This is a genomic window from Comamonas brasiliensis, from assembly GCF_018292285.1.
GTDB classification, from domain to species: Bacteria; Pseudomonadota; Gammaproteobacteria; order Burkholderiales; family Burkholderiaceae_C; genus Comamonas; species Comamonas brasiliensis.
On record NZ_JAANES010000001.1, the window covers coordinates 1,561,224 to 1,584,718 of the forward strand.

Here is a 23,495-nt window from a genome sequence, read left to right on the forward strand (position 1 = left end):
CCGATAGAGATAAGACCGCCGCATGACAGTACCCATGAAAAATAGCTGCAACATGGCAAGGCGGCTTCGCCTGACTCTAGTCCATAAAAATACCCATGTCGCCATGGGCTTGCCATCGAATCGGCAGACCGACTATTTGGTGAACTCCTTGATCCGGATGGGGCGATCCTTCACAAACTCCACAATACCTTCGCCATTCTTGAAATGGATGAACGTGCTCTTGCCATCCGACATGCGCAAGCCGCTGGCCGCCGGCAAACGGGTCATGTTGAACGAACGATCGGCGTTGTCCGTCATCACGGCGGTCTCAAAATTATCCGAAGACTGCAGCCTGATCGTCAGATCCATGGGCCCTACAAAGTTGACCACCTTGGTGGCTGAAACGCCCGCCGACTTGTCCCCGGCAGCGCCTTGCACAGACGGTTGGGAGGCATTGCAGCCCACCAGAGCAATAGCGATCAATGAAATGGCCAGCATCACTTTCATGACGAACTTCCTTGCTTGTTGAATCTCAAACCAAACACCATCAAGCAGCATCAAAAGCCTGAGCCGGCCCTGATTCACCTTGATCGCAACACACCGCCACAGGCGCATAGCAGTCAATCACACTGGCAGCGTCATCGCAAAATGGCCATCGCTAGATGGCCTTTCTCTGCAACAGCCTGAGTGCATCGCCACTGATTTTTGTCAACAGCGTTAGAGCAATTCTCGCCCCACGCGGCAGTCATTGGCGCGGCATCTCAGCGGCGCAACAAGTAAAGCAACTGCACGCTATTGAAACCGAAGCAGATAGCGCAAGTCATGCAACGATCTTGATATAAAACTGCTTTCAAATACATATAAACCGTGCGCTATATGCTCATAAATTCGATGATCGTCCACATAGCCCCGGGATCCATACTGCGCAGACTTTTCATGGACCAGGCTCATTAAGCCGTGACCTCTCAAACCGCAGCGAACCAGTTCGACCAGCGCAGCCAGCCGGCGGACAAGCTCTGCCATTCAGAAACCTGCGGGTCAAAACAGCCTGGCTGCGCAACTCCGCCGACAGGAGCCGCATACGGGCCAGTGGGCATGCAGCAATCAGGACATCAACCCGCCATCGGAAAGCGTTTCGCGCAGGATGGTGAGATTGTCCGGCGACACGTGGATCAGGCCCTTACCGGGTACATCGATCTCGGCAATCAGGAAAAGAGCCAGGGCCGTGACGAACGGGACGATGAAAATCAGGGAGCTGCGACGATTCTGGCCCCGGATGTTGTAGCCAATAAGAAAGTTCGAACAGACCCCGAAGATGATGAGCAAAAACCAGGCCGCACTTGGAATGTGATGTCGCCAGCTGGCCATCGTTTTCTGCTGCGCGATATAAAGGTCGTTGCAGGCATTCAAGGCTGTCGCAATGACCGGGTCGGGATTGGCTGTGGCAATCTTGCTGACCAGCGTCCACATCCGGGTCTGCATGCGAATGGACTCCCTGCGGATTTCCGCCCGCCGGTCTTCATTCATGGTCTCAAAGAATTGTGTGCGCAGGCTCAAATAGTCTTGCAGCAAGGCCTTCGCCTGCTGCTGATGACCGTCCTTCAACAAGCTCGTGCGCTGAAAAGCATTGCCGATTGCGATCGCTTCGTTTTCTTCGGCCGCCACGCGCATGTTGTAGCCGCCAATCGCGAACGACAGAATGAAGCCGATCAGCAGACCAAACAATGACAAGGTCGCGCCCAGGACGATCTTGAGCTCATCTTGGGCGACGGCATCATTTTTGAACTTCTTGTTCCAGGTGAACTTTCCCAGAAAAGCCGCGAGGCTAAGCAACGCAAAAATACTGACCAGCAGTATCCAGGAGTTGGTATCGATGGCGAGAAATGTCTTTTGCATCGTTATTCTCCAACTCAGCTCAATAGTCACCAGCAGGCAGTAAGCTCGAGGAATGGCTCTGACTGCGACATCCCAGCGCTAGCCTTGGGGCAGCGCCCTCATCAGCTTGTCTCCAGGCAAATATACGCTTTATCGGTAAGCCAAACACAAAGCAGACACTCGCGAGTCAGGCGGACCGAGCAATGGACAAGCCAACGCCAGTCTTGTCAATCAACCCCATGTCCACATACGCTGCGACTCGGCAACCACCCCAAAAGACGCGCAGCAAAATCAGCCGCAAACGGGGCATGCAGCTACACCGGCATATCGAAGCTTGGCTTGCGACCAAGAAATGCACCACTATCAATGCGCCTCGATGAGCAGGTCTTTCTCGCAGTTTGCGGCAAACAGAATGAATCCCTTTGGATATGCGGCGTGGGGCATGGCTGCTCCCTGAGAAGCAGGCAATGCTCCATCGTCAAGGTTTTCATCGCTGGACCAGCTCCTGAAATAATTATCGGAAGCTGCTCTCCATATTTCATGCATGAGCGATGCCATTGCTTCCGGCATCTCGCCACTTGATAGCTAGTTGTCGTAGGGTCTTGATATACAGCAAGACCTGGGGCCAGACCTGATCTTTTGCTTCAACGATTGGACCTTCTCACAGCCCACATCACAAAGGCTATGGGCGTGGATTGGGATTTGCAGGTGATGGCTCGGGAACAGGAATTTGTGACCCCGGGGCTGGATGCGGTGCAGGCATTCCTTCTGTTGCTGGCGGCCTCGATTGAAGTTCTGGTTGTGGCGCTTTTTCACAGGCACTGAGAGCCGCCACAGCCGCGAGCAATACAAGAGCATTGAGAGATTTCATGACCGACCTCCTTTCATGGAACACAGGTCCATGCTAGGCCACGTCGCTTCTCGGAATCTGTCCTCTTCTTTCAGAACTCACATCCTGTGACTTTCATGCCCACCGCCGGGAAATCACCTTATATGGTCACTTCTGACAAACAGACGGTTCACCCGTTGGGGCTCACCACCTACCCAGATCTGGCGATGATGGAGCGGGCGTAAGAAGCCCGAAAAGATGTAACACCTGCGCACTGTCAGGGCCAACCAAGCCGGCTGGCGATCAACGGCCTGCGCCTGCGCGCACCACCGCACCATCCTCAAAGACATTGTTGACCATCAAGTCACTTCAAGCTTTAGCCTTGAACACATGACTTTCCAATCCCGCTCGCAAACTGATTCCTCTTTGCTCGCGCTGCGAGTGCCGCCTGTGGCACTGTTCGCAGTGTTTGCCGCAGCCATGTGGCTTCTGCCAGATATCCTGGTCACCAAATTCCCCGCTTCCTGGACGGCCGCGTCATTGTTGGCCATATTGGGCGGCGGCTTCTGCATAGCCGGCGTACGGGCGTTTCAGCGCGCCCAAACCACGGTAAGCCCCACAACTCCTGCAGCGTCGACCTCACTGGTCGTCAGCGGGGTCTATCGTATGACGCGCAATCCGATGTACCTGGGCTTTGCACTGCTGCTGCTTGGCTTCGCCACAGGGTTGGGCAAGTTGTCAGCACTGCTTCTTGTGCCGCTATTCATGGCTTATTTGCAGCGCTTTCAGATTCGGCCGGAAGAAGAAGCCCTGCAAGCACAATTTGGAGCGTCCTTCGATACCTATCGTCAACAGGTCCGACGCTGGCTGTAGATGGGCTTAAATCAGCGCCTGGGAATGCCCAATCAGTTTTGATGACTTGAAGCTCGCGATACCAAGGTAGAAGCACTCAAGCCGCTATTGGGTCAACAAACGGAGTCAGCCAAGGCATCGCTGGCTGAAACCCTCATACATTCGGCCGATCTATGGGGTCGGCCGGCAACTCTGCAGGCGGTTGTTCATCGGGAGGATCAACCGGTTCCGGCTTGGGTTCCGCTTCCTTGAGCGGGTTCTTTTGAAACGTCATGGCTAGCATCTCCTGCATGCGGTTTAAACGGGCTGCTCGCCCCCTGCGCTGTCAGGCGACAGCGAAACCAACCCAAGGAGCTATTACCTCAGCGAATAAGTGAACTCAGCATAGCCGGAGGCCGGTTTCCCGATACTTCATCCGTCACGAAAAGATCTCAAAACGCCCAGTCTTGATCACCCAACGCCGAACTCAAATGCACCGAAGACAAGACCTGCGCCCATGTGAGCGTCGAAAAGGTTGCAAGCACACTGGAGCCAGTGCCCTGGCCTTCGCCGCAGACCTTCCGCAAGCGGCTGCAGGGATACCAGGAGGCTCAGACTATCTCGAAGATATCGCCATCGGACGATGCGGCGCTCTCGTGAAATATGTCGTAGAGATACTGAGGCAACTCCTCGTAAGAGACCTCGGAAGGAACGGCCAGATCCACAAAGCCAAGCTTGCCATCGGCTCCAACGGAAAAACAACGCCATGCGGAGTCTCTGCGCTCTATGAGCACGATATCGCCGAACACATTGAACCGGTACCTTTCCATGGCCACTCCCTTGTTGTGCCTTGCATGCTAGCCCGTTTTCTCCTGCGTCGCCTGTGCACTCGCCCGAGTGCTCCGGCCTTCATCAGTGGGATGAGACAACAGCATGACTCTGATCTCAGACGCGATGTCCGCAATCGGCTTCGCAAGCTGTAGTCATGCATCAGCCCCGTTGACTTTGGCAATGGAAGGAAGCGACGGTATCTGCATGAAGATTGGCTTTCTGAGCTAAGGCAGCCGACTCAAGCAGGGTCCGGCTTTTTGAAAACCATCTGGCGAGCACGCTCCGAGATAGCACCAGCACCGAAGCTGACGTTTTACTTATTGGAGAGCATTTAGGGTTATTAAAAAGAGTACTGTGCTCTTTGACGATCGATCCTGATTCGTCATCCAGGACTGGAGGTCTATATGCCAGATAGCCGTATTCCCCCGCCAATCCAGAAGTTCTGGGAGACCACCAAGGAGCTGTTCTCCATGGACAAGGATTTCCCCACACCGCCACAACTAGAACAGCAAGAGCCCACAGCAATGGAAAAAAAGCAGGAGCAAGAGAGGCTGCTGCGCGAGCGCCACAACTACCGGTATTGGTAGCCGGGCGCTTCAAATTCATCTTGCAATGGGTTCTCGACCACCTCGACAGGTGGTTTTTTGTTGCTTTGAGATATAAGAATATGAGCAGGTAGACCCTGCCAAACCTCGGCGCCAACAAGAGATGCAGCGATAAGATGAGTCGCAAGCGATGCTGCCCATGCCCAGACTCTCAGCCGCATCCCATGCACCATTCAGGAGACCCATGAAAAACAAAGTTGTGCTCATCACCGGTGGCAGTCGAGGTATTGGTGCAGCCACCGCCGTACAAGCTGCGGCGGCCGGCTGGGACGTGCTGCTCAGCTTCCATACGGACCAAACAGCTGCCGAGGCGGTTGTCTCGCAAATCACCGACAAGGGCAGGCACGCCATGGCCATTCAGGCCGACATGGCTTGCGAAGAACAGATTCGACGCCTTTTTGCAGTGGCGGATGTGCAGTTCGGGCGCTTGGATGCACTGGTCAACAACGCGGGCATCGTGGACACGGCGCAGACGGTGGCGGAATTCAGCCTGGAGCGTCTGGAGCGGATGTTTCGCATCAACACCATCGGCGCTTTTCTGTGTGCCCGCGAAGCCGTGCTTCGGATGAGCACGGCACGCGGCGGTCATGGCGGAGCGATTGTGAATGTGTCCAGCATCGCTGCAAGACTGGGCGCGCCAGGCCAGTATGTGGACTATGCAGCGTCCAAAGGAGCCATGGATGTCATGACTCTGGGACTGGCCAAGGAGGTGGCTGCGGAAGGCATCCGCGTGAACGCAGTCCGCCCTGGCCTCATCGAAACGGATATCCATGCCAGCGGGGGACAGCCAGACAGGGTTCAGCACCTGGCGCCGCGAGTTCCCATGCGGCGTGGAGGAAGCGCCCTGGAAGTTGCGAATGCAATCGTATGGCTTATGTCGGAGGAGTCCCCCTACACCACGGGCAGTCTAATTGAAATCTCGGGCGGAAACCTCTGAAGAAAAAACACTCGCCCGTCCATTCACAACAAAGCCCGCCAAGGCGGGCTTTTAGATGTCCTCGAGCGCCAACGGCATGCGGCGGACGACTTTGACAGACACATCTGCGCAAGCAGATCCCAGACCGAAAGCCAAGAAGGAACATGGGCCGGCATTCCTGCTTAAGTCAAAAAATAGCCTGCCAGATGCCGAAGACTCTCAACTACCCAAATCACCGATCCGCAGTTGACCCTTAACTGGCACGCTGCTGCGATGTCAACTTCCCAGTCTTCGCTCTTTCCCTTAGTACATGCAGCTCAGCGATGTCCATGGCCTCCACCCGGCCGATGCCCGCCATGTGGAGGACGATGATTTCCATGTCCGCCATGACCTGGGTGAGGCCTATGGGCAGGTGGACGGTGCACGTGATGATGATGGTGGTACCCAGGCCTGTATGCAGGTCGCCCGTAGTAATACGATCCGCCGTAAGGCTGATAGATATAGGTATCGCCATACCCGTAGCTGTATCCAGGGCCTGCTGCATAGCAGCCCGACAAAATCAAGACGAGCGCAGAGACTCCAAACAGTTTCTTCATTTGTCTGAGTCTAGTCGGTTCGATATCTTGCGGGTTTTCAATGTGTAAGGCCGTCTTTCCTCCAACAACTGCAGCCATCTCGCCAAGCCGCTTTTGGCGCACCCATCGGCAACCAGCCATCGGCCCAGATTTTTTTGACACATCAGAAGCACGCTGCATGGACCGCTGCCGATTCGACTGTCCGTGGTGACCACATTCCTGCTCAATAGATAGTGAATGCAATAATTGAATAATCAATTTTGATAGCTTCAATCGCTCCATAGGAAAGCGTTTCAAGGCATATTACCGTAAACATTGGATAGCATAAATTGATGACTGTGATCTGCCTAAGGTGCCATGCAAGGCCCGCACCAACAGCAAACGCGGATGGCATCAGACCTTAAAGATGCTGTCTCCTGGACTTGCAGATATCAAATTCAGCTTGGGTTTGCCAATGCGCCAGCCCCATGCTTCGGTGCAATTGCAGTTGCGAATAACTGGTATGACACCTACGCACATAGCCCGTCAAATGCTGAACTCGGAATCGCTCCCCTTGAGCGTCGATCACAAACAACTAAAGACACTCAAAGAGTGGTTGGGCCGAATCCTTCATCGGTCCAAACTGCGAAGTCTCAGCAAAAATTGCGATAGATTTTCATTTCTAACAGGGTCTGCATCTGGCGATGGGAATCGAACCGATCAAACCGGGGTTTAAGGGGGATTAACGAGCGCCACTCCCTCTGAACGCCAACATTTCAATTCCCGTCGCGCCCCCTAAACTCCCCAGAAAACTCCCCACGCATCAATGTCCGAGGACGCCCTACTCTGTATGATCTGCAAAAATGCATGTCACCCTAGTTCTCCTCCCCGGCATGGATGGGACGAGCATCCTTTTCGAGCCCTTCATTGCTCAGCTCAGAGACAAGTATCCAGTTTCAGTAGTTCGATATCCAACTACAAGCCATCCTCAGACTTACGCTACTTTAAGTGACTTCGCTACAGCGCAGCTACCACCTGATGGCCCCATTGTTTTGCTTGGAGAGTCGTTTTCAGGCCCAATCGCAATTTCGATAGCGGCAGCCAATCCAGCGCGAGTGCTGGGCGTCATCTTGTGTTGTACCTTCGTTCGAAACCCCAGACCCAACCTTCGGTGGTTAAAAGGCATGACTTACTTGCCGACACCCCGACCACCTTTGACAGTCGCAACTAAATTTCTTTTCGGCCGGTTTGCAACCCCGAAGTTGAGCGCCTTGCTGCGTAAAGCTCTGCACGAGGTACAGCCAGCTGTTTTGCGAGCTCGGCTCCGTGAAGTCGCATCTGTGGATGTACGTGCTCAAGCTGCCAGGCTTGCAATGCCAGTTCTATATCTGAAGGCACTCAATGACCAGGTCGTGCCGCCGTCAGCAGCATCCGAAGCACAACAAGTGTGCCGAGACATGAAAGTCGAAACTTTTGATGCCCCACACTGCCTTTTGCAGGTCGTTCCCGCTGAAGCAGGCGAAGCGGTGATGCATTTCATGGATCGGTTGGTAGCCACCTAAAACAAATGGTCAGTACTGCGACAGCCTGAATTCAGCCCTAACCTGTCACTTCGGGCATATCACGCTACAGCTCATGGCTGTAAACGATAAACCCGGCATGTCTAGCCAACTTGTCGTAGAGCGCGCGGCCGGCTTCATTGGTTGCTTGTGTTTGCCAGTAGACACGACTCGCGCCAGCCAGCGTGGCTTGCTCATAGACGTTGTTGATGAGGGCCTTGCCAATCCCGAGCTTGCGCCGTGTGGGTGCAGTGAACAGGTCCTGTAGGTAACAGACCAGGCCCAGTCTGGTGGTGCTGCGGTGAAACAGGTAATGGGCCAGGCCAACCACTTCTCCTTCATGTTCCGCAACCAACGCAAATACCGGCTCAATGGGATTGAAGAAGCGTTCCCAAGTTGTCTCGGTAATTTCTTTGGCCAGCGCAGTAGCCCCTTTGCGTCCATAGAAAGCGTTGTAGCCGTCCCAGAGCGATAGCCACTGATCAAAGTCTTTGGGTTGAATGGCTCTTACCACGACGTCGGTTACCACGTTATTTTCAGCCATAGGAAGACCTTATTGATTTGCGCAACGGTTTATATTCTTGTGCCCAAGAAATGATCTTGAACATCATTTCACAATAATGAGAACATTGATTATTACATCCAATATTAAACCGTATATCAATATTGGCCGCATAAATCTATCTTGAAATCGGATGGGGGTCGCCAAGATTGCAAAAAATGCAGCAATCAATGCAAACAAGCCAATCCACATAGCACCCGCATAGTCTTGAAGCGTTACAAACGAACGCAGCAGGCTAAACATCAAGACCGCAAAGACTGCACTCAGTGCTACAAAAATGATGCGCGTCCACCATTGATACTCTTCCGGGGCGACGGGATCCCCATCGACTCTGTCGGATCGCGTTCGGTCTGCTGGTGCAGGAGAAATTATGGACATGGATCGCAGTTCTTACATCTCGGATTCAGCACAGAAGTACCAATGAGGTTAGTCGACACACAGTTTCGGCCATAGCAAATATAGGCAAGCGCATGCGCCGTTGAAATAATGCTGCCCGACGCCGAACACCTTGAACGGATACAGCTATCGAGATACCGCCGACTTTTCTGCCTCAGATGTCGCTGAAGAGTTCTTGGTTGCCGCAGCCGCCATCTCCAGCCCCGCGACCACATTGCACATGGCGTGGTAGTTCAGTGCGTCAGCAATGGCGCGATTTACCGGATATGCCACCAACGAAGCATCACGTTGCTTCTGGATATTGACCAGCGCCACCTCCCGCTGCTTGGTGATCCCGGTTGAAATCACCTGCACCGTCAGATTGTTGAAGTACGCTTCGTTGTACTTGCTAAGCAAGCCATTGGACACCGTACTGCCTGCCGAAAGAATCCTGGCCGCGGACGCTGGCGTCGTCACCGATGCCGCTCCGGACAGTAGTGTGGCCAGCCCTCCCCAGCCCATCTGGCTTTGCGCCTTGGAAGACGTCATCACCCGCAGATAAGTGGCACAGCGCTGGTTCGATACGGAAATCAACCTGTCCTGCAGCTCGTTGCGACGGTACTTGTATTCCGCAGTACTCGTCTGTGCGCTTACAGTCGCGACGTTCTCAAGGCCATATTCCTTCAGCAGACTATCGATATTGATCTGCTCAAACGCCTCGGCACTTTGCTTATCGCCACTGCTTTTCACAATGATCGAACCTGCGCCGCTCAGCAGGTTGTCTTCATCCGGCATCGTGTAGCCGCGAATCACAGTGCAGCCGGACACAGCCATCAATATGCATGCTGCTGCGGCCATTCGAATTGTCTGCATCACTCCCCCTTGCACCTGATAAGCAGTGCCGTCTCGTTCTTGCTCAATGCTCTTCGCTGCCCCTGAGGTCACCAAGCAGCAACGCTTCATCAAGGCCACGCTCGCGACCTCGCTTTATGCATTTGTAACCAAATTTTTCAGACAACGCAATTCACGCCTCTCTGCCTGCCTTGAATGCAGCCGTCCGGCAGGCTCGCCACAGCCCAGATGACAGCCCTTGCTGATATTGCCGCTGACACCCCATTGCGCTAGCCTGCACGCTCCACCATTGCTCAGGAGCCTGCCATGTCCCGTCGTTTGGTTCTTTCCGCCAGCACCGCCCTTGCGGCTGCCGCACTGATTGTGGGTTGCGGCGCCATGGGGGCGTCGAGTGGCAACCCCATGAGCTTCTTCATCACCAGCACCAACCCGGGCAAGGGCGGCGACCTGGGCGGGCTGGCCGGGGCTGACCGCTACTGCCAGTCGCTGGCCGCAAGCGTGGGCGCAGGCAACAAGACCTGGCGCGCTTACCTGAGCAATGCGGCGCTGAGCGGACAACCGGCCGTCAATGCGCGCGATCGCATCGGCAACGGGCCGTGGCGCAATGCCAAGGGCGTGGTCATTGCCACCAGCGTGGCCGACCTGCACAGCGCCAATGCCAAGGTCGGCAAAGATACCTCACTGACCGAAAAGGGCGAAGTCGTCTCGGGCTTTGGCGATGAAGTCAACCGCCACGACATCCTCACCGGTTCGCGCCCTGACGGCACCCTGGCCGTGCCCGAGCCCGGCAAAGACACCACCTGCGGCAACTGGACCAAGAGCGACGGCGGCTCTGCCATCGTGGGCCACCACGACCACCAAGGCACCAACCCCGACCCTGTGGCCAATGCCTCGTGGAACTCATCGCACGGCACGCGCGGCTGCAGCATCGAGCAGCTCCAGCAAAGCGGCAGCGCCGGGCTGATGTACTGTTTCGCGACCAACTGAGCGGGATGAACGCGCGGGCTTCGGCCCGCACAAGTGCCTGCTACTCACGAAGTGAACTTGCCCATATAATTAGCCACCATATTATATTCTGGCTAACTAATGAAGCTTGAACAGAAGTACCAGGCGCTAATTGAAGAAGCGCAACGACGCAAACTTCCCGATGTGGATGGCATTCAGCTGTGCTTTCAAGTGCTGTCGATGGCTGCAAACATTGACCGCGACTGCGCTGCTTTGCTGGCCCCTCATGGCTTGTCTGAGGGGCGCTTTGTGCTGTTGTTCCTTCTCGATGTGGCGCCTGACGGACTCGCACCCAACGTGCTGGCCGAACAGGCTGGCGTCACCCGCGCCACGGTGACCGGCCTGCTAGACGGACTGGAGCGCGAAGGTCTGATTGAACGTCACGCCAACGCCGAAGACCGCCGTGCACTGTGCATTCGTCTCACCTCAAAAGGGAAACAACTCGCCGGTACTGTTATCGACCAGCATGGCAGGTGGATTGCAGGCCTGTTTGGCAACCTGTCTGGAGATGAGCGAAAGCAGCTGGCAGCGCTTCTGGAGAAAGTACGAGGCCCTAAATCGGACGTTGAATCATGAAAGATCCAGTCCGCAAGGGTGCGACGCGCACCGTTGACATTCCTCTGGACGTTCTGCATGCGCTATCGCGCGGGGAGTTGCAATGTGCAACGCTGGCTGAGTGCCTGGCAGTCGACCAGGCCGTACTGGCACGAACACTCTTTCCGGCACTTACGGCTCAAGCACTGAGCACGATCGATGAAGCCTGCCAGCTGGGCGTGCTCAAACGCATGGCCCGTATCGGCGCAGTCTTGCTGCAGGACTTAGGTACTGAGGGCATCGCACAGTGCCAAACGCACCGCGCCGATATGGCACGAGGCTGGGCGTGCTTCATGATCGGTGCTCAGCCTCACCTAGATCTCGGTGTACGGCTGGCCGCAATACACCCGCTGGCAGACGACGCCCATTTTGGTGTGCGTGAATGGGCCTGGATGGCGATGCGGCCGCACCTGGTGCAAGACCTGGCTGCGGCTATCGCACAGCTGATGCCATGGACACAAGATCCTTCTGAGCGTGTCCGACGCTTCGCGTGCGAGGTTTTGCGTCCCCGCGGTGTGTGGAGCACGCATATCTCGCAGCTCAAACGCTCGCCCGAACAAGCGCTGCCTTTGCTCTCAGCTCTGAGTAGCGACCCTTCGGTCTACGTGCAGGACTCGGTCGCCAATTGGCTCAATGATGCCGCCAAGGACCAGCCAGCCTGGGTGCGTGACATCTGTGCTCAATGGCTTCAAAGCTCCCAAGCCGCCGCCATACAACGTATATGTCAACGCGCACTGCGCAATCTCAAGTGAAAGTGGAACCATGTCTCATTACCTCGTAGAGCTCTACACCCCCAATCCGGCTTGGCTCGCACTGCCTGCCGAACAAAGGCAACACTTTCTTGGCGGCATCGGACTCGCATTGAATCAACTCTCCAGCCTCGGTGTCGAAGTCCTCTCTCTGGCAGAAACGGACTCCAACATCGACCAGGGAACCGCGCATAAATTCCTTGGGATTTGGCGCTTTCCTGACCAGGCCGCTCGTGACGCTCTGTTGGCAGGCATCAAAGCCAGCGGCTGGTACGACTACTTTGACCATGTGAATGCAGCCAGCACTCAAGGGGCGGCGGATATTCACCTGGCTGCTCTAGCTGCCGCGTAGCGCAGTCTTTCGGATCATGCCGTTGTGCTCTGCAATGCATGCGGCTAGTCATTTCTAGTGCCCGCTAATGCCTAGTAATGCCCGCTAACGGCCGCCCGCCACAGTCAACACTGCGGGCTGGCCAGCTTTCGGCGCAGCATATGCAACACAACATTGGTCCCCGGCTTCGCACAGAACCGGGTACGAAATCGCGTGGAAAGCATGCGACATCAACGTGGACCCATGACACCCGAGTCGCCTCAATTCAATGATTCATCCCGAGTTCGTTCTGACCTCTTGATGAAAAACAAACTCCACACGCCTTCGCTCCCAGAAGTTAGGCGCATTTGACACACAAATCATCGCCGCTCAATTTAAGTGAGTGACCAGAAGCGATATTTGGTTTAATCAGGCGCGATAACAACACTGAGAGAGATTGAATGGCTTCCTGCGCGTACTGCAATACCCGAATTCTTTTTGGCGGAAAGCGAGACGGCGACCGTCGCTACTGCAATGAGAAATGCCTGCACCAAGGGCTACTTTCCGACGCTGCAAGTCAGCTCTCCCCCGCAGATGTCAAAGCCCATATCTTTCGGGTTCACAGAGGCAACTGCCCCAAGTGTGACGGCCCCGGCCCGGTGGATGTCCATACCTCTTACCGCGTTTATTCCGTTGTGATGATGACATCGTGGTCGAGCCGGCCGCTGGTGGCTTGCGCACGATGCGGCACAAAGCAAAAAATTGGAGACACGGTCTTTTCGTTGTTTCTGGGCTGGTGGGGCCTGCCTTGGGGAATGTTGATGACGCCAGTACAACTCACCAGAAATCTGATGGCCTTTGGCAAAACCCCAAACCCCGATACGCCCTCGCCCGCACTTGAGCAAGTGCTTAGAAGCCATTTGGCTGCCCAGCTCCTTGCCAATCAGCAACAAGCGGCGTCCCAGCCCGGCAACTACCGTTGAAATCTGATTAGCGCCGAAAAGCGCCTGCTAACGAACAAAGGCAATGTAGCTCTCTACATTGCCTTTTTCTTTGGTTTATTACAGTTGCCCAACATCGCACGGCACGCGCGGCCGCAGCCTTGACCAACTCAAACTGAGCGGCAGCGCCGGGCTGATGTACTGCTTCGCGACCAACTGACCGACGTGATAGAACGGGCCTCGGCCCGCTTAATTTCTTCCAGCGCTACTCTTCATCATTGCGGCGCGAAAAGCCGGAGATGATGGCAACCAGCAGCAAGCTGCTCACCCAGCCAAACAACGTTTCAAACCAAGCCACAAAGCGCACCAAGTAGCCCCAGCGCCAGTGCAAAACAGACTCTTCAGCTGTAGTTTCATCAGGGGACGGGATATAGGAGCCCCAAAATTTCTCCTGCCCTAAATCCACAACAGGCAACAGCAAGTCCAAGGAGTAGGCAAATGGGCTGAATGTTGAGTACTCTCCGGGCATCTCAGAGCAGAAAGGCCAGTTGCCAGTTGTCCGCTCAGCGAATATTTTATGCGTTTCAACAGAATCGGACTGCTTATCTTGCGTTGGCCTGCATTCACTATAACGAGCGTCTTGGAAAACCAATGGATCTGAAGGTGCCATGGCATTAAATGGCGATCGAGCAAGAGCCCAATAAATTCCGCCGCATAATAACCACACCGCAAGCATCCACATTACCAAGTTGACAGGACGATAACCGTACCCGGCTAACTTCCCAAATATGTAATGGGCAGTACGAGTGACCATACCCTTAAAACCGCGAACCAGGTCGCATGGATCATTTGGCCACAGTCCCATACGACCAATTGTGCGCAAATGATCCTCAAATGCAATGCCCACCTGCTTTGCATCTTCCGTATGCCCCATCTCGCGTAACACGCGCTGCAGCTGGCGCCATGGCTGAGGTCGGAATTCTGATGTATCTATATGCCTCTCAGGCTGCTTAAGCAACCATGCGATCCGATCTTGCCCATTCGTTGACGCTTGCCCTCCAATAGCGCCGTAGCGGAAACCGTCTAACTCACTGCTGTCACGCCAAACATTTAAATCATCGTCAAGCACACCCACATTTGCGTGAGACATATCAAGACGTATCGGATTTTCGAAGTTTCTCAAAAAAAATATGCCTTTAACAACAGCGGAATTTAGAGATAAGGCGATGCCATTTTCAAGAGAAATAAATGCATTAGAACAAACAAAGTCACCGTTAACCTGAGTCCCCCTTAGGTCAACTTTTCCGTTTGCCATAAAACCATCTCTTAAGAAAAAATTTCCAAAAACATTGATGCGATAAGCAAGAAGTGCAGTCCCTTCATAAACATCTAAATTTCCACCTACGCACGCAAAATCGCCTTTAATAATGGCCCCTAAAAACCTCACCTTACCTTTCGCTTTGAAATTAGCACCAAGTAATACATTTCCTTTTACGTTTATTTTATCTGCAGATAAAGCGTTATTTTCTTTGTTATCAAACTCACCATCAGAGCAAACTAAGTCGCCGCCGATCTGAGCCCCCAGCAATCTGACTGCTCCTTTTGCTTTAAAACCATCGCAAAAAAATAGGTCACCATTAATACTGATACCGTCAGCAGCCAAGGCAACGCCGGTTTTTCCGATAAAGCAGCCGTCAGAGCAGTCGAAGTTGCCGCCAACACTCGCCCCTAGGAATCTCACCTCTCCGGTTGCCTTAAATCCATTGCGAAGATTCACACTGTTTTCAATCTTGGCTCCTTCCGCAAAAAATGCACCTCCCTGAGTGACTTCAAACTGCCCGTTTTCGCACAAGACTTCTCCGCCAATCTTTGCCCCCGACAAACTGACTGCAGCCTTGGCCGTCACGTCACTAAGAACCAAGCTACCTGTGCTGTGCATGCGGTCTGCAACAATACCATTCCCAATGTAACTACCTGCCAATATAAACGCGCCATTTAGCCTTGCATCTAGCGCCGATATCTCCTCATTGAAGTTGCAACACAACAGATCAAATCCGACAGGAATACTGCAGCCATTCAGATTTAGTCGCCCCTCAACATAAGCTCCCTGTAACTGCACGCCGCTATCATGTACAGGTGCCAGTTCATCGCCACCCAACAGCAAAAACCGCACAAATCCGGCGCGGACGCTGTTTTCATCCGTCGGTGTCTGTGGCACTCCATCGCCAAGCACTGCCAGTTTCCCCATCCGGCACGCTCTCAGCAGCTTCTTCTCGCCAGTATTCAGCTCCCCAAAATCTCTCAGACTGCGACCAAATGGCTTCAAATTTTTCACGCGCGCCCTCCCTCAAGCTCGTGCTTTTATATTGATGCCGGATATTAGCCGCGCCTTGGCCCAGATTGATGAAGCTTGTCAACCAAAGCACACCCGCTATACTTGACACACCTCGCAGGAGGTGGAGCGTAAGAACTCCTAAGGAACAGCGGAAGAACCGCACCCGACAGTTGGCGGTTTTTTTGCGCCCGGACATTGCACGCCTGCACTCTTGCAGACGGTTGATTTATGGCCGGGAGGGCGACGGATACAAGACCCGCAAGGGGAAGAAGTCCGCCTGGCTGTTCCCAGGTTCTTAACCTCCCGGCCGCCTTATTGCAGTGCGTAAGAACGCTGCGATAAGGCTTCAAAAGTCTCGAACAGGAGCAGCACCATGTCTCAGCCCGCACTGGCTATCTCTCCCAGCGTCACCATCGTTGACGGCATCCCCACCACTCTCAGCACCGATCTAGCTAGCCACTTTGGCAAACGCCATGACGACGTGTTGCGCGGCATTCGCAATCTCTGCGCGCAGTTGCCCGAAGGGGGTGTCCGCAATTTTGCGGAGACCTCAGTCACCGACGAGCAAAACGGACAAACCTACCCCGCCTACCGCCTGACCCGCGACGGCTTTACGCTTCTGGCCATGGGCTTTACGGGCAAAAAGGCGCTAGCCTTCAAGCTGGCCTATATCGACGCCTTTAACCGCATGGAGGCCGCGCTGCACCAGCCGGCAGACACGCAGCGCATGGAGCTGGCCTTTTCTCTGGCGGCTGAGGCCGCGGCGCAGGTGCACCGCACGGTGTTCAATGCGGTGATGGAAGGTGACGCAGAAGAGTGGCAGCACAGCCGCTATCTGCTGAACCTGAACTACGACAGCCAGGGCCGCCCCACCCTGCCCCATGCCCAGCCGATTGCGACCGACCAGATGGTGGTGTCCTTCAGCAGCCTGCCGCAGCGCATTGCCGACGGCGAGATCATGAGCGCGACCGATGCGCAGCTGGCCACGCTGGCAACGGCCTGCACCCAGCGGCTGACCCAACGGGCCCAACACCGCGAAAAGCAGGTGACGCTGCCGATCTACCCCGGTAATTCCCCCGGCCAGCGCCACGCCTCTGCACCGGCCCTTTCAGCCAAGCAACCACCTGCGCCCGATGAAGGCCTGCTGCGCATGACGTTCAGATAGTCTGCCTGGGTCACACGAAGCGCTTTGCCATGCAAAAAGCCCCTCAGAGGGGCTTTTTTGTTCAGGCCTCTGGCGTGGAAGGCCAGAACATCTCTCGCACTTCAGGAGAGTAGTACGGCAAAGCCAGCACCGCCCCAAAGAGTACGCAGCCCAAGGTCGATGTGGAGTACCCCAGGCCGGACAGGATGATGGGCGGGCTGAAACAGGCGACGACTATGGTCGCCACAGAAGACCACAGGGTAAACAGAGGTGCCCACGCTCTGAACCGCAGCAGCCCATAGAAGGAAATGAGGCCAAGCACCACGAGCACCGAGAACGCGAACAAGAGAATCCAGTCGGTGGGGCCGACCTCTGACTGCATCAACAGGCTTTGGGAAAGGTCGGTCAGCTCCTGGGGCACCAGATCGAAGCCATATTCCGCCAGCATTCCGAGGATGGGGATGCCCAGCGAAGCAATCACCAATGCGCGATACGTCGATTTGCCCATACCCACTCCAAGTTGCGATTGGAGAATCGTACTACCGCCCTAGCCGCTGATGGCAATCTGCACAGCGGATGCGAAAGCACCACGCACAAAACCTGCGTGGCTAAACGGGCCGGTGCCCTTCCGCCAGCCGGCGCAGCAGTTGCAGTTGTTCGCTCTGGATGGTGATGAGCTCGCTCCACTGCGTTTTCTGCAACTCGTCGATTTTTTGGTGCAACAGCATGATCTCCAGCTCGGCCTTGAGGTTGACTTCGTAGTCGTGCTCGCCGCGAATGCGGTCCTTGTCTGCCTGGCGGTTCTGCGACATAAGAATGATGGGCGCCTGTATGGCGGCCAGCATGGACAGAAACAGGTTCAGCAGAATGTAGGGGTACGGGTCGAACGTGGAGCCGCGCGCCCAGAGCAGCAAGCCGTTGAGGCCCACCCAGGCCAGCATGGTTGCGCAAAAAAGCACCACAAAAGTCCAGGAGCCGCCAAAGGTGGCAACGGCATCTGCCGCGCGCTGGCCGAAGGTGGGCGGGGTTTGATCCAGCTCCTCATCCACATTGCGCGAGATGTGTTTGCGCCGGGCAATGTGCTGGGCGACCTTGAGCGCTCTTTCGTCCAAGGTATCTGCGGAGGCGCCGAACAACCTCTTCGCAACGGTATCCGTGTTGAGCATGGGACTTCCTTGTCATCCGAAGGATGAAGACAACGTCACCATGCTACCCAAGCCTGGCACTTGGCTTGCGCCCTGTCGCGCCGCCGCCACCGATATGCCGCAGCCAGCACATGCGGGGAATGCCTGAATATTGACGTCAGGTGTTGCAATGACCGCCCCGGAGTGTGAGTATGGGTGTGCAATCGTTCGGATTGCGTGGCACCCACACAGGCGCTGGCGCGCAAGGAGGCTGAAAATGTTCAAGCACATTCTGATCCCGACAGACGGCTCGAAACTCTCCGAAGCCGCACTGCATGCAGGCCTGCAGCTGGCCAAGGAGCAAGGCTCCGAGGTGACGGTGCTGTATGTGATGCCGGACTATTCCGCCCTGATGTACAGCGGCGAGGGAATGGTGGCCTACAACCCCAGCGAGCTACGCAAAGACGCCGAGCGCATGGCCGACAAGGTGCTGCAGGGCGTGCAGGACATTGCCAAGGCCGATGGCGTGGACTGCAAGACGGCGCGGACCATGAACTTCTCGGTGCACCAGGCCATCATCCAGCAGGCCAAGGACAGCCAGTGCGACCTGATCTGCATGGCATCCCACGGCCGCAAGGGCATTGCCGGCATTTTGCTGGGCAGCGAGACCCAGCGCGTGCTGGTGAACAGCAGCGTTCCGGTGCTGGTGCATAGGCCGGTTGTGTAGGGTCAGCAGCGCCTTGCAGCCAAAGCATAAAGGCCATCTTTCGATGGCCTTTGGGTTTTCTGCGACAGCGGGGTTGCATAGCTGCGCGCTTTTGGAGAAACTTCAGCCGTTCGGGAAGCGAACCCGACCGCACTTGGCGTCTGCCAATGCATAGCCGATACCGGTCCCGGACGGCGCCTCGTAGTACCAACCCAAACTGGGCTCTTGGAACAGCAAAACTTCACCTGCTTCGGCAGGCGTCTTTTGTGGGTCCAGGCCATGGCCAAACTACAGGCTCTTCGCCAACGCGCTTTTACTTCTCAAAACGGTCTCTGCTTCTACTGCAACCTGCCCATGTGGGAATCAGGCGAACAGGGGTGCTTTAAGCTCCGCTACAACCTCACAGACAAACAGCTTGCATATTGCAAAAGCACTGCAGAGCATTTGACAGCTCGACAAGACGGCGGCAAAAACGCACGGCACAACATTGTTGCAGCATGCTGGTTCTGCAATGCCATGAGGCATAGAGGCCGTGCTGGGTCAGCTCCCACAGCAGCACAGTACAAAGCACGAGTGCAACAAAGGATTCAGAGCGGCAGATGGCATCCACTCCTAGACAAGTTTCTCTCGGCTAAGGCTGCGCCAACAAATCGCGATCGATCCTAACCTGCCCTATCAAGGCATTGACCTGGGCATCTCTGCGCTCGACCAGTCCGACAAGCTGGCCAACCACGCCCGCGCCTTCGCCAACAAGGGCAGCGAGTCGCTGGTGCTGATCTGCGAGATCTCGGCAGGCAGCGGCGTCACCGGCAAGCTGGGCGTTGCGGGTGGCGGCGGTTCGGATGTCGTGCTGCAGGCCTGCAATGCGGGCAGCATCAGCAGTGCGGCCAGCCTCCAGGGCGGCAAGTTTGCGGTTGTAGTCATGGGTGTTTTCCTGTTGTCCTGCGGCGTGCTGCAATCGCCCTGCGGTTTTGATTTCCATAGCAGCCTGCGCCTGCTGCGCCTGGGCTGCGGCCTGTTTTGACTGGGATACTTCGACCCCTGCCAACCGGTGGTTCTGCAGGACCAACAGCAGGGCAAGGGCCAAGGCCAGCCAGGGCCAGATGCGGGATGCGCCGGTCATGCCAGGCCCGCCTCGCACAATTGGCGCTCTGCCGCGCGGCGCTTGACCAGGCCGGGCAACTGCTTGCCGCCGGCGTAGGTCCAGCGGCTCAGCTCGGCACAAGCGCCGTCGATGTCGCCCGCATTGGCCTTGCGCACCAGGGTGCTGCGGCAAAATGCTTCGTCACCCACGTTGAAGGCAAAGCTCACAAAGGCGGCGCGCTGACCGTCAGTCAGCGGCGCGGTGATGCAGCTCAGCGCATCCGCATGCTTGGCCAAGTCCTTGTAGAGCATTTCCTCGCACTGCTGGCGGGTGTAGGTCTGGCCCATCTTGAGCTCGGGGCCGGTGTGGCCCGTGCAGGCCGTGACGATGCCCACCGGGTCGCGGTAGCTGCGCAGCACGGTGCCTTCGTACCTCTGCACCAGGGGTATGGCCAGCGCGACCGCTGCACCGCCAAGGGTGGCGATGAGTTTTTCTTTCCAGTTCATCGGCTTGCTCCTCCCTTGACAGCCGTCCAGAAGGCTACGCAAGCCCCGCCCAGCATGACGATGGCGGCAAGCGGCTTTGCCACCTTGCCCACCCAGTTGAGCACCTTGAAGGCGCCTTTCATGGCGGTGAAGAATTCCAGCAGCTCGGCCATCTGCTGGTTGCGCTGGTGCAGTTCCTGTCGCACCTCATGCAAGCCTTGGGTTGCGGCTTTCAAATCTCGCTCGATGGCAGCCATACGTTCACTCCCCTGGTTAAAGCGTTTGTTGACTTGCTGCAGCGTGGTGGCCGGCAGCTCGTTGCCGTAGTCGTCCATTCCCCTTCCTTTCTTCTTTCAGACTTCGATCAGCACATAGGGCATAGCGGGCGCGGGGCCCGTGACGGCACCGCCTTGCACATAGACGCGCACGCCGTTGGCCGTGCCCAGCGGGTTGCGCACGCGCAGCAGGCCTGCTGCGCCTTCGAGCGCGACCAGCGCGGTGCCGTCGGCAAATACGGCGCTGATTTGCCCGGTCATCACCGGGTCGTCGGGCAGCAGGGCCTTGAGGCGCTTGTAGAGGTTGGTTGTCATGCCGCTACCCTTTCGACAGTGACCTGCTGGCGCACGCGGGGCATGGAAGCGCTGACGCTGACGCCGCGCACCAGGCCGCGCCAGGTGCCATCGGTGTCGGCCACCTCCAACAGCTGGCCGGGGTTCAAGATGCCGGGGTTGGTGCCACCTGTGAGCACGGGCATGCTGATGCTGTGCTGCAGCTTGTTGCCGCTGGCGGCCAGGGCCCAACTGCCGCGCATGCGGGCGGCGTCGGCGTGGGTGATGAGGTCGTCCTGAATCTGTGGGGCCAGCTTGTCGCGCGCGCTGAGGCTGCGCACCACATGGCCCAGCACGCCGCCCACGCTGCCGCCGGCGACATAGATGGCGTTGTGTTCGGCACGCGGGTCGGGGCGCAGCTCGTCCGTCACGATGACGGCTGCAGGCATTTGCACATCGGGTACGGCAGCACCCCACTCCCACGGCAGCACCGGGTAGCGCAGCGCGACGATCAACTGCTCTGCCGTGCGGTGACTGCGCACCACGGCATTGACCGAATCGGCAATGCGCAGCACAGCCTGCAGCGGCGTGCCCTGAAAACTCCAGGCGCCGGCGGGCACCTGCCAGTCGGGAATCTGCCAGTCCAGATCCACGCCACTGAATTCCAGCGCGCTCACCGCCAGCTGCTGCGCCGTTGCCGTCGAGCTGGATAGCCAAGCCTGCTTGGGCATATAGGGACTGCCCAGCATGGCCGTGACGCTGATGCCCTGCACCGCCACGCGGCGGCGGTCGAACGAGCGACTGCGCGCGGTGCTGGTCACGGCAAAGACAAACTGCATGCCGTCAATGCCGACCTGTAGCCGCTGCGGCAGCCCGCCCACGGGCGCGAGCTGGTCGAGCAGATGCTCGGGGCCGTTGGCCGACAGGCTCCAGCAGTAGCTGTCGTCGTCTGCAGCAATGGAAACGTCAGTGAGCACTACGGGCTCAAGGCTTGGCAGCAAATGCGCCGTGAGGTGGTGGACTTGCATATAGACGGGCAGCAGTGGAATGACGAACTGGGGCTGCGGCTCTGCCGTGGACTGGCAGCAGTAAAAAACAAGGTCTGCGGAAGCAGCCCAGGATCTGCAGAACAGCAAACGGATGGGGCCGCCCACCAGTTGCTCATAGCAGCCTGGCTTTTCCGGCTCGGGCGGTTGGGTCTGCGACTTGCCCGCCGGCGGCTTCATGGCCTGCTGGTAGCGGCCCTCAAATCCTCGGTACAGCGGCACCGATGGGCCTGCGCCCGTGGTGAAGAGGTACTGCAGGTCCATCGCATCCTGTGCCGTGGCCTCGACCATGCGCCGACGGTCGCGCAGGCTTTCCTGAAACCGCACTGCCCAACCGGCCCGCACAGGCGCGGCATCCTGGGCCGTGGCCTGCAGACCCCTGCGCACGCCCTGGGCCTCTTGCCAGCGGGCCTGGGTTGCAGCACCAGGCAGCGCCCGCGCCTGCTGAAACCTGCCCTGTACAGCAGCCCCTTGCCGCTGACCGTCCTGCCAGGCAGCGCCAAACTGCTTTTGCAAGGGCATGGCATCTTGCGCGGTCGACACCCAGCCCGCAGGCAGTGCATCCGTGTCTTGCCAGCCGGAGAGCCAGCCCTGCGCCATAGGCTGGGCCTGCTGGGCGCTGGCGGCCACCTCGGCCACAACGGGCCGGGGGGTGTCGGTGTCGTAGCGCACGACCGCGCTGCAGCGAAGGCCGGGCATGCGGCCCGCAGCAACCAGATCCTTGCGCACATGCACCAGGGATCGGACCCGCAGCCCCGGCATGCGCGCGGCAACGACCAGCGTTGCATTGGGCACTTGCCCGCCGCCACNTTGCAAGGGCATGGCATCTTGCGCGGTCGACACCCAGCCCGCAGGCAGTGCATCCGTGTCTTGCCAGCCGGAGAGCCAGCCCTGCGCCATAGGCTGGGCCTGCTGGGCGCTGGCGGCCACCTCGGCCACAACGGGCCGGGGGGTGTCGGTGTCGTAGCGCACGACCGCGCTGCAGCGAAGGCCGGGCATGCGGCCCGCAGCAACCAGATCCTTGCGCACATGCACCAGGGATCGGACCCGCAGCCCCGGCATGCGCGCGGCAACGACCAGCGTTGCATTGGGCACTTGCCCGCCGCCACCGTCATCGCCAAACACCAGCTCGACCGGGTTGCCGGTCTTGAGGGGGCGGTTAAAGATCAGGTCGACGGCTGCCATCAGGCTATCCTTGTCTCACCCAGGATGGCCTTTCCGCCCGCATACAGCTGCGTTCCGGTGCTGCCCAGCAGCTTGAAGTGCCCAGCGCCCGCCTCATCCGTGACCAGCCCGCGCCCGACCAGCTTGCCGTCGCTGGTAGCCCAGACGCCGATTGCCGCCTGCCCGCTCGCCAGGATCATGTCGCCGCTGCCGCTGGCCTGGGTCAACACCAGATAGCCTGCCTCGGTGATCTGGCCGCAGGGCCTGGTCAGCGTCAGCGTGACGAGCAACTGCTCTACCGCGTCATACAGGGCGATGGTCGAGGCAGCGGGGCCGGAGTCCGCAAAGGCCAGAGTGGCCTGCAGGCGGGCCAGGGCATGGGCTGCCGAGATCTCGAAGGCGGGAGAATCACTCATGCGACCTCCGCCAGCTGGTTATTGGCCACGGTCGAGAATTCCTGCAGCTCGTGATCCCAGGCGATGACATCCCACT

At 57.3% G+C, this 23,495-nt stretch carries 26 protein-coding genes; 12 read left to right on the forward strand and 14 right to left on the reverse strand.

What is annotated here, in order from left to right:
• Positions 1 to 132: 132 nt before the first annotated feature.
• Both DJFAAGMI_RS07030 and DJFAAGMI_RS07035 read right to left on the reverse strand, forming a co-directional pair.
• Complete coding sequence (locus DJFAAGMI_RS07030; RefSeq protein WP_211456478.1) at positions 133 to 486, reverse strand: hypothetical protein; 354 nt, start codon at positions 484 to 486, stop codon at positions 133 to 135.
• 597 nt (positions 487 to 1,083) lie between these two features.
• A complete protein-coding gene (locus tag DJFAAGMI_RS07035) occupies positions 1,084 to 1,875 on the reverse strand; it encodes a bestrophin-like domain (RefSeq protein WP_249333877.1) in 792 nt (263 codons plus the stop codon).
• A 669-nt stretch (positions 1,876 to 2,544) separates the two neighbouring features.
• Between DJFAAGMI_RS07035 and DJFAAGMI_RS25140 the strand changes: the two genes are divergently transcribed.
• Complete coding sequence (locus tag DJFAAGMI_RS25140) at positions 2,545 to 2,679, forward strand: hypothetical protein (protein ID WP_283245728.1); 135 nt, start codon at positions 2,545 to 2,547, stop codon at positions 2,677 to 2,679.
• A gap of 394 nt (positions 2,680 to 3,073) precedes the next feature.
• A complete protein-coding gene (locus DJFAAGMI_RS07040; protein ID WP_249333879.1) occupies positions 3,074 to 3,556 on the forward strand; it encodes a methyltransferase family protein in 483 nt (160 codons plus the stop codon).
• Between the two features lie 569 nt (positions 3,557 to 4,125).
• Here DJFAAGMI_RS07040 and DJFAAGMI_RS07045 read toward each other — a convergent pair.
• Positions 4,126 to 4,344 carry a DUF7661 family protein gene (locus DJFAAGMI_RS07045; RefSeq protein ID WP_043005006.1) on the reverse strand — a complete coding sequence of 73 codons (219 nt, stop codon included), beginning with the start codon at positions 4,342 to 4,344 and terminating at the stop codon, positions 4,126 to 4,128.
• Between the two features lie 405 nt (positions 4,345 to 4,749).
• Between DJFAAGMI_RS07045 and DJFAAGMI_RS07050 the strand changes: the two genes are divergently transcribed.
• The 3 genes from DJFAAGMI_RS07050 to DJFAAGMI_RS07060 all read left to right on the forward strand — a co-directional run bounded on the left by DJFAAGMI_RS07050 (position 4,750) and on the right by DJFAAGMI_RS07060 (position 7,982).
• Positions 4,750 to 4,932 (forward strand): hypothetical protein, encoded by a 183-nt coding sequence (locus tag DJFAAGMI_RS07050; RefSeq protein WP_043005007.1) that lies wholly within the window; start codon positions 4,750 to 4,752, stop codon positions 4,930 to 4,932.
• Between the two features lie 202 nt (positions 4,933 to 5,134).
• Positions 5,135 to 5,887 (forward strand): SDR family oxidoreductase, encoded by a 753-nt coding sequence (locus DJFAAGMI_RS07055; RefSeq protein WP_211456479.1) that lies wholly within the window; start codon positions 5,135 to 5,137, stop codon positions 5,885 to 5,887.
• A 1,396-nt stretch (positions 5,888 to 7,283) separates the two neighbouring features.
• Entirely contained in the window at positions 7,284 to 7,982 is a 699-nt protein-coding gene (locus DJFAAGMI_RS07060) for an alpha/beta fold hydrolase (RefSeq protein WP_211456480.1), read from the forward strand.
• A 64-nt stretch (positions 7,983 to 8,046) separates the two neighbouring features.
• Here the strand turns inward: DJFAAGMI_RS07060 and DJFAAGMI_RS07065 are convergent, their stop codons facing one another.
• The 3 genes from DJFAAGMI_RS07065 to DJFAAGMI_RS07075 form a co-directional block, all read right to left on the reverse strand.
• Positions 8,047 to 8,523, reverse strand: coding sequence for a GNAT family N-acetyltransferase (locus DJFAAGMI_RS07065; protein WP_043005009.1), 477 nt, complete (start codon positions 8,521 to 8,523; stop codon positions 8,047 to 8,049).
• Between the two features lie 63 nt (positions 8,524 to 8,586).
• Complete coding sequence (locus tag DJFAAGMI_RS07070) at positions 8,587 to 8,919, reverse strand: hypothetical protein (RefSeq protein ID WP_211456481.1); 333 nt, start codon at positions 8,917 to 8,919, stop codon at positions 8,587 to 8,589.
• A 144-nt stretch (positions 8,920 to 9,063) separates the two neighbouring features.
• Positions 9,064 to 9,774 carry a hypothetical protein gene (locus DJFAAGMI_RS07075; protein WP_211456482.1) on the reverse strand — a complete coding sequence of 237 codons (711 nt, stop codon included), beginning with the start codon at positions 9,772 to 9,774 and terminating at the stop codon, positions 9,064 to 9,066.
• A gap of 300 nt (positions 9,775 to 10,074) precedes the next feature.
• Between DJFAAGMI_RS07075 and DJFAAGMI_RS07080 the strand changes: the two genes are divergently transcribed.
• From DJFAAGMI_RS07080 to DJFAAGMI_RS07100, 5 genes are all read left to right on the forward strand, one after another.
• The gene (locus DJFAAGMI_RS07080; protein ID WP_211456483.1) at positions 10,075 to 10,755 is read left to right on the forward strand and encodes a hypothetical protein; all 681 of its coding nucleotides are present in this window, start codon (positions 10,075 to 10,077) and stop codon (positions 10,753 to 10,755) included.
• Positions 10,756 to 10,854: 99 nt separating this feature from the next.
• Entirely contained in the window at positions 10,855 to 11,349 is a 495-nt protein-coding gene (locus DJFAAGMI_RS07085; RefSeq protein ID WP_211456484.1) for a MarR family winged helix-turn-helix transcriptional regulator, read from the forward strand.
• Positions 11,346 to 12,119 (forward strand): DNA alkylation repair protein, encoded by a 774-nt coding sequence (locus DJFAAGMI_RS07090; RefSeq protein WP_211456485.1) that lies wholly within the window; start codon positions 11,346 to 11,348, stop codon positions 12,117 to 12,119. Before DJFAAGMI_RS07085 ends, DJFAAGMI_RS07090 begins: the two co-directional genes overlap by 4 nt.
• Before the next feature lie 10 nt (positions 12,120 to 12,129).
• Positions 12,130 to 12,468: a DUF6616 family protein gene (locus tag DJFAAGMI_RS07095; protein ID WP_211456486.1), complete on the forward strand. Its 339-nt coding sequence runs from the start codon at positions 12,130 to 12,132 to the stop codon at positions 12,466 to 12,468.
• Between the two features lie 419 nt (positions 12,469 to 12,887).
• A complete protein-coding gene (locus DJFAAGMI_RS07100) occupies positions 12,888 to 13,409 on the forward strand; it encodes a hypothetical protein (RefSeq protein WP_211456487.1) in 522 nt (173 codons plus the stop codon).
• A 223-nt stretch (positions 13,410 to 13,632) separates the two neighbouring features.
• On the opposite strand, the gene DJFAAGMI_RS07105 is transcribed toward DJFAAGMI_RS07100, so the two are convergent.
• Complete coding sequence (locus DJFAAGMI_RS07105; protein WP_211456488.1) at positions 13,633 to 15,702, reverse strand: hypothetical protein; 2,070 nt, start codon at positions 15,700 to 15,702, stop codon at positions 13,633 to 13,635.
• 373 nt (positions 15,703 to 16,075) lie between these two features.
• Between DJFAAGMI_RS07105 and DJFAAGMI_RS07110 the strand changes: the two genes are divergently transcribed.
• Positions 16,076 to 16,867, forward strand: a complete 792-nt coding sequence (locus DJFAAGMI_RS07110; protein ID WP_211456489.1) for a Rha family transcriptional regulator — start codon at positions 16,076 to 16,078, stop codon at positions 16,865 to 16,867.
• 61 nt (positions 16,868 to 16,928) lie between these two features.
• Here DJFAAGMI_RS07110 and DJFAAGMI_RS07115 read toward each other — a convergent pair whose 3' ends face one another.
• Positions 16,929 to 17,354: a hypothetical protein gene (locus DJFAAGMI_RS07115; protein ID WP_211456490.1), complete on the reverse strand. Its 426-nt coding sequence runs from the start codon at positions 17,352 to 17,354 to the stop codon at positions 16,929 to 16,931.
• Between the two features lie 100 nt (positions 17,355 to 17,454).
• Positions 17,455 to 18,012, reverse strand: a complete 558-nt coding sequence (locus DJFAAGMI_RS07120) for a DUF1003 domain-containing protein (RefSeq protein WP_211456491.1) — start codon at positions 18,010 to 18,012, stop codon at positions 17,455 to 17,457.
• 235 nt (positions 18,013 to 18,247) lie between these two features.
• Between DJFAAGMI_RS07120 and DJFAAGMI_RS07125 the strand changes: the two genes are divergently transcribed.
• Positions 18,248 to 18,697: a universal stress protein gene (locus tag DJFAAGMI_RS07125; RefSeq protein ID WP_211456492.1), complete on the forward strand. Its 450-nt coding sequence runs from the start codon at positions 18,248 to 18,250 to the stop codon at positions 18,695 to 18,697.
• A gap of 610 nt (positions 18,698 to 19,307) precedes the next feature.
• Here the strand turns inward: DJFAAGMI_RS07125 and DJFAAGMI_RS07130 are convergent.
• The 5 genes from DJFAAGMI_RS07130 to DJFAAGMI_RS07150 all read right to left on the reverse strand — a co-directional run bounded on the left by DJFAAGMI_RS07130 (position 19,308) and on the right by DJFAAGMI_RS07150 (position 23,419).
• Positions 19,308 to 19,763: a hypothetical protein gene (locus tag DJFAAGMI_RS07130; protein WP_249333882.1), complete on the reverse strand. Its 456-nt coding sequence runs from the start codon at positions 19,761 to 19,763 to the stop codon at positions 19,308 to 19,310.
• Between the two features lie 32 nt (positions 19,764 to 19,795).
• A complete protein-coding gene (locus DJFAAGMI_RS07135; RefSeq protein ID WP_211456494.1) occupies positions 19,796 to 20,266 on the reverse strand; it encodes a lysozyme in 471 nt (156 codons plus the stop codon).
• Positions 20,263 to 20,580: a hypothetical protein gene (locus tag DJFAAGMI_RS07140; RefSeq protein ID WP_053283073.1), complete on the reverse strand. Its 318-nt coding sequence runs from the start codon at positions 20,578 to 20,580 to the stop codon at positions 20,263 to 20,265. Before DJFAAGMI_RS07140 ends, DJFAAGMI_RS07135 begins: the two co-directional genes overlap by 4 nt.
• 18 nt (positions 20,581 to 20,598) lie before the next feature.
• Positions 20,599 to 20,835: a hypothetical protein gene (locus tag DJFAAGMI_RS07145; RefSeq protein WP_211456495.1), complete on the reverse strand. Its 237-nt coding sequence runs from the start codon at positions 20,833 to 20,835 to the stop codon at positions 20,599 to 20,601.
• A gap of 2,188 nt (positions 20,836 to 23,023) precedes the next feature.
• Positions 23,024 to 23,419 carry a hypothetical protein gene (locus DJFAAGMI_RS07150; RefSeq protein WP_211456496.1) on the reverse strand — a complete coding sequence of 132 codons (396 nt, stop codon included), beginning with the start codon at positions 23,417 to 23,419 and terminating at the stop codon, positions 23,024 to 23,026.
• Between the last annotated feature and the right edge of the window lie 76 nt (positions 23,420 to 23,495).